Source organism: Neisseria sp. P0009.S007 (assembly GCF_051962515.1).
Map to the genome: position 1 here is coordinate 13,218 of NZ_JBQCVF010000016.1, position 4,745 is coordinate 17,962.

Sequence of the window (4,745 nt, forward strand, 5' to 3'; positions counted from 1 at the left end):
TTGGTGAGGGGCTGTTTGACTTTATGTGGGATTGGGTTTCATAATATCTGAAACATTTGAATTAATCCAGTTTGACAGACTGTTGCCATTATAACGAACTTATGAAGCCCTTGAAACGCCATCCTGCCTTAATAGAACTTTCCCGCGAACATCATGGCTCGCTGTCGTTGTGCGTCCGTCTTCTGCGTACGCCCGATCAAAGCCATCAGGCGGAGCTGGAGCCTCATTTTGTTGAGCTTGAGCCACATTTTTGGGAAGAGGAAACCATGTTTGCGCCGTATTGGGATAAAATTGACCCTGCGTTGCGGCAGCGTTTTGAAGGCGATCATGCCAAATTACGCGCGATGATGGCGCATCCTGAATATATGAATGAATCATGGAATAAGGAGTTTGCTGTCACTTTGCGCGATCATGCGCGCTTTGAGGAGCGCGAGCTTTTCCCTGCGATTGAACCTTTTTTGCCTTTGCCTGAGAATGTGTAACAGGAAAGGGAATTGATGGCCGTCTGAAAAGTTTCAGACGGCCTCTGTTGCTGTTTTATGATGATATAAAAATTGAAGGAACCACCATGACCGATTTGTTCAAACACCCGGTTTGGGCAATGGCCTTCCGCCCGTTTTATTCGTTGGCGGCTTTGTATGGCGCATTGTCTATACTGCTTTGGGGCTTCGGCTTTCAGGGTACGCCTGAGTTGCCGGGTTTTTATTGGCATGCCCATGAAATGATTTGGGGCTATGCCGGATTGGTTGTCATTGCATTTTTATTGACGGCCGTGGCGACTTGGACAGGCCAGCCGCCGACACGCGGTAAGGCTTTGGCCGGTTTGACCGCATTTTGGCTGTTGGCCCGCATTTGTATGTTTATTCCTGGTTGGGGGGTAACGGCAAGCGGCATATTCGGTACGATCTTTTTCTGGTATGGCGCGGTATGCATGGCTTTGCCGGTAATTCGTTCTCAAAACAAGCGCAACTATGTTGCCGTGTTCGCTATTTTTGTTTTGGGCGGCACCCATTTCGCCTTCCATCTGAAAGTGCAGCCGTTTGATGCCATTGCGCTGATGACCGGTTTGCAATCCGGTTTGATTATGGTGGCCGGTTTTATTGGTTTGATCGGTATGCGGATTATCTCGTTCTTTACGTCCAAACGCCTGAACGTGCCGCAAATCCCCAGCCCTCAATGGGTGGCGCATGCTTCACTTTGGCTGCCTATGCTGACCGCCATGCTGATGGCGCATAACATTTTGCCGGGACTGGCCGCGTTGTTTGCGTTGGCTGCCGGTGTGATTTTTACCGTGCAGGTGTACCGCTGGTGGTATAAAGCCGTGCTGAAAGAGCCTATGCTTTGGATTTTGTTTGCCGGCTATCTGTTTACTGGCTTGGGCTTGATTGCGGTCGGTCTTTCTTATTGGATTCCAAGTTTCCTGAATTTGGGTGTGCACCTTATCGGCGTTGGCGGTATCGGCGTGCTGACTTTGGGCATGATGGCGCGAACTGCGCTTGGCCATACCGGCAACTCCATTTATCCGCCGCCTAAAGTGGTTCCTGTCGCCTTTTGGCTGATGATTGCCGCAACGGTTGTCCGTGTTTTGGCTACCTTTGTGAGCGGTACGGCATACACGCACAGTATTCGTTGCTCCGCCGCTTTGTTTGCCGCCTCTTTGCTGTTGTACGCATGGAAATATATTCCTTGGCTGATCCGTCCGCGTTCGGATGGTCGTCCGGGTTAACGGTTTGGCGAAATGAGAAGGCCGTCTGAAAAGTTTCAGACGGCCTTTATTGTTGATAATAAAAAAGCCTTTCAAAGTATGAAGGCTTTTCTTGAAACTGTGGCCTCGCCAACAGGAATCGAACCTGTATTTTACGCTTAGGAGGCATACGTTCTATCCGTTGAACTATGGCGAGGCGGTAAAGGAGGGGATTTTAAACCTTTCCAGCAAAAAAAGACAATAAGCCGGCGGCAATCAAAGGGCCGACCGGAATGCCGCCGACAAAGGCAACGCCGATGACCGTGCCGATTAATAATCCGGTTACCAAAACAGGCTGTTCGCTCATCAATGGAACGCCGCGTCCGGCAAGCCAGGCAACCAAAATGCCGATAAGGACGGCAGCAATCATTTTGAAATTGATAAACTCGGAAACCGGCGGAATCTGGATTTTACCGGAAACCAACGGACTCAATACGCCGATGGTCAGCAGGATGATGCCCAGATGCAAACCGTGTTTTTCCACCAAGGGAAGATATTGCGACAAGGCCGTCTGCTGCATGAGCAGCAATACCGCCGCCGAAATCGTAATCGAGTTGTTGTTGCTGACGACGCCCAAAAAAATCAGCGTAACCAGAAACAAAGGGACAAAGCTGAAATTCATCGGATTAAGATACTCGGGCTAAAGATTCTTTTGCCAGTTGGATCATGGCTTCTTTGACTTCGCTGTCAGGCAACACGTCCAATGAAGCGATGGCTTTGTCAACGGCTTTTTTCGCTTCAGAAATCGAATACGGCAAAGCGTCGGAGTTGACGACATAGTCGTGGATTTTTTCAAAATAGCTGCGGTCGGCATTTTCCAAAGCATAGCGCACATCGTTGGCGGCCTGCTCGGAGCCGTTTCGCATCAGGTAAATCAATGGCAGGGTAGGTTTGCCTTCTGCCAAATCGTCGCCGACGTTTTTGCCGATTTCTTCGGTTTCGCCTGAATAGTCCAAAACATCGTCAATGATTTGGAAAGCCGTACCGACGTACATGCCGTAGTCTTTCAAGGCTTGCTCGTGTTCGGGGGAAGCCTTGCCCAAAATTGCGCCGACTTGCGCGGCCGCTTCAAACAATTTTGCTGTTTTGTATTGGATAACTTGGACGTATTGCTCTTCGGTAATATCCGTATTGCCGATGTTCATCAGCTGCATGACTTCGCCTTCGGCGATGATGTTGGTCGCATCGGCCATCACTTCCAATATACGCATACTGCCTGAACCGACCATCAGTTGGAAGGCGCGTGTATAGAGGAAGTCGCCGACCAAAACGGCCGCTGCGTTGCCGAAGAGATTGTTTGCGGTTTTACGGCCGCGGCGCAATTCACTTTCGTCAACGACATCGTCGTGCAGGAGGGTGGAGGTGTGGATGAATTCCACCATCGCTGCCAGCGAATACAGCTTTTCATCGTCATGCCCGACTGCTTTGCCTGCCAAAATGGTAATAATCGGACGCAGTCGCTTACCGCCCGCGCTGATGATGTATGTGCCAATTTGCGAAATCAGCGCGACATCGGATTGAACAGCTTGGTTGATGACCGCGTTCACTTTGGCAAGGTCATCGGGCAGGTGGCGTTGGAAGTAAGGCAGGTTTTCGAGCATAAAACATTCTCTGTTGATAAAACGGAGCGGAGGCTCCAATGAATCTGTTTAAACCCGTACATTCGGTCGGGGTAATAACGTTGCATAAAGATATCAGCAATCCAGCGCGTGATTATATCAGTTAAAAAGCATGCAACATATCTTTCAGACGGCCTTTTCAGTTGTAAATAAAATAAATTTTGACAAAATAGGCAAATAGAAATAGAATAGCTCGTTTCGCACATGGTGTGCGGAATGTTAACCTAATTCTCATGGAGTTGAGTATGTACGCGGTCATAAAAACCGGCGGTAAACAATACAAAGTTTCCGTTGGCGAAAAATTGAAAGTAGAACAGATACCAGCCGAACTCGACAGCCAAATCGAACTGACTGAAGTTTTGATGATTGCTGACGGCGAATCTGTAAAAGTAGGCGCACCTTTTATCGAAGGCGCAAAAGTAACAGCCAAAGTCGTTGCTCATGGTCGTGGCGAGAAAGTACGCATTTTCAAAATGCGTCGTCGCAAACACTACCAAAAACGCCAAGGCCATCGCCAAAATTTCACCCAAATCGAAATCGTGGCAATCGCCTAATTTCAAGTAAGTTCAGGAGTATTACAAATGGCAAGTAAAAAAGCAGGCGGTAGCACCCGCAACGGTCGCGATTCAGAAGCCAAACGCTTGGGCGTTAAAGCCTACGGCAACGAGCTGATCCCGGCAGGCTCCATCATCGTTCGTCAACGCGGTACTAAATTCCACGCAGGTGACAACGTAGGCATGGGCAAAGACCACACTTTGTTTGCTAAAGTCGACGGTTACGTTGAATTCAAAACCAAAGGCGCGCTGAACCGTAAAACTGTCAGCATCCGTCCTTACACCGGTTCTGAAGAATAATCGTTTTACGATTGAAAGCCGCATTCCCTTTTCGGAATGCGGTTTTTGTTTATCTGAATGTTTGTCCGTTTGATAAAATCCGTATGTCGTGAAGCTTGATTTATATTAAGGCCAAAGTAAAAACGCGCTTACAATTGATAACATTTGTTTTATTCTATCAATGCTTTCTATATAATCTATCAAATGCCTTTGATTTACCCTCATGTAGCTAAACACAGTAAACTTAAGGCCGTCTGAAAAAATCCGTATCAGTTGAATACAAGGAATTCCTCCCATGAGCTTACACAGTGATATTCTCGTCGTCGGCGCAGGCCCTGCCGGATTAAGTTTTGCCGCAGAGTTGGCCGGAAGCGGTTTGAACATAACCCTGATTGAAAGAAGTCCTTTAGAAGTGTTGCAAAATCCGCCGTATGACGGCCGTGAAATCGCACTGACGCACTTGTCGCGCGAAATCATGCAGCGATTGGGTATGTGGGATTTGATTCCAAAAGACGAAATTTATCCTTTGCGCGATGCCAAAGTGTTGAA

7 protein-coding genes and 1 tRNA gene are annotated in these 4,745 nt (G+C 48.2%); 5 read left to right on the forward strand and 3 right to left on the reverse strand.

Going from position 1 to position 4,745, the window contains the following annotated elements; translation table 11 throughout:
• Window positions 1–101 precede the first annotated feature (101 nt).
• Both ACTHS3_RS03250 and ACTHS3_RS03255 read left to right on the forward strand, forming a co-directional pair.
• Window positions 102–482, forward strand: a complete 381-nt coding sequence (locus ACTHS3_RS03250; RefSeq protein WP_049344491.1) for a hemerythrin domain-containing protein — start codon at window positions 102–104, stop codon at window positions 480–482.
• An 86-nt stretch (window positions 483–568) separates the two neighbouring features.
• Window positions 569–1,726, forward strand: a complete 1,158-nt coding sequence (locus tag ACTHS3_RS03255) for an NnrS family protein (RefSeq protein ID WP_049344489.1) — start codon at window positions 569–571, stop codon at window positions 1,724–1,726.
• A 100-nt stretch (window positions 1,727–1,826) separates the two neighbouring features.
• Here the strand turns inward: ACTHS3_RS03255 and ACTHS3_RS03260 are convergent.
• The 3 genes from ACTHS3_RS03260 to ispB all read right to left on the reverse strand — a co-directional run bounded on the left by ACTHS3_RS03260 (window position 1,827) and on the right by ispB (window position 3,345).
• A tRNA-Arg gene (locus ACTHS3_RS03260) sits at window positions 1,827–1,901 on the reverse strand.
• A gap of 18 nt (window positions 1,902–1,919) precedes the next feature.
• Window positions 1,920–2,366 (reverse strand): DUF441 domain-containing protein, encoded by a 447-nt coding sequence (locus ACTHS3_RS03265; RefSeq protein WP_004518807.1) that lies wholly within the window; start codon window positions 2,364–2,366, stop codon window positions 1,920–1,922.
• Window positions 2,367–2,370: 4 nt separating this feature from the next.
• Window positions 2,371–3,345, reverse strand: coding sequence for an octaprenyl diphosphate synthase (ispB, locus tag ACTHS3_RS03270; RefSeq protein ID WP_004518806.1), 975 nt, complete (start codon window positions 3,343–3,345; stop codon window positions 2,371–2,373).
• A gap of 263 nt (window positions 3,346–3,608) precedes the next feature.
• On the opposite strand from ispB, the gene rplU reads away from it, so the two are divergent.
• The 3 genes from rplU to ACTHS3_RS03285 all read left to right on the forward strand — a co-directional run.
• Window positions 3,609–3,917, forward strand: coding sequence for a 50S ribosomal protein L21 (gene rplU, locus ACTHS3_RS03275; protein ID WP_100066624.1), 309 nt, complete (start codon window positions 3,609–3,611; stop codon window positions 3,915–3,917).
• 27 nt (window positions 3,918–3,944) lie between these two features.
• Window positions 3,945–4,217, forward strand: coding sequence for a 50S ribosomal protein L27 (gene rpmA, locus ACTHS3_RS03280; RefSeq protein WP_002212328.1), 273 nt, complete (start codon window positions 3,945–3,947; stop codon window positions 4,215–4,217).
• Window positions 4,218–4,491: 274 nt separating this feature from the next.
• The coding region (locus tag ACTHS3_RS03285) for an FAD-dependent oxidoreductase (RefSeq protein WP_440367160.1) at window positions 4,492–4,745 on the forward strand (254 nt) is incomplete at its 3' end.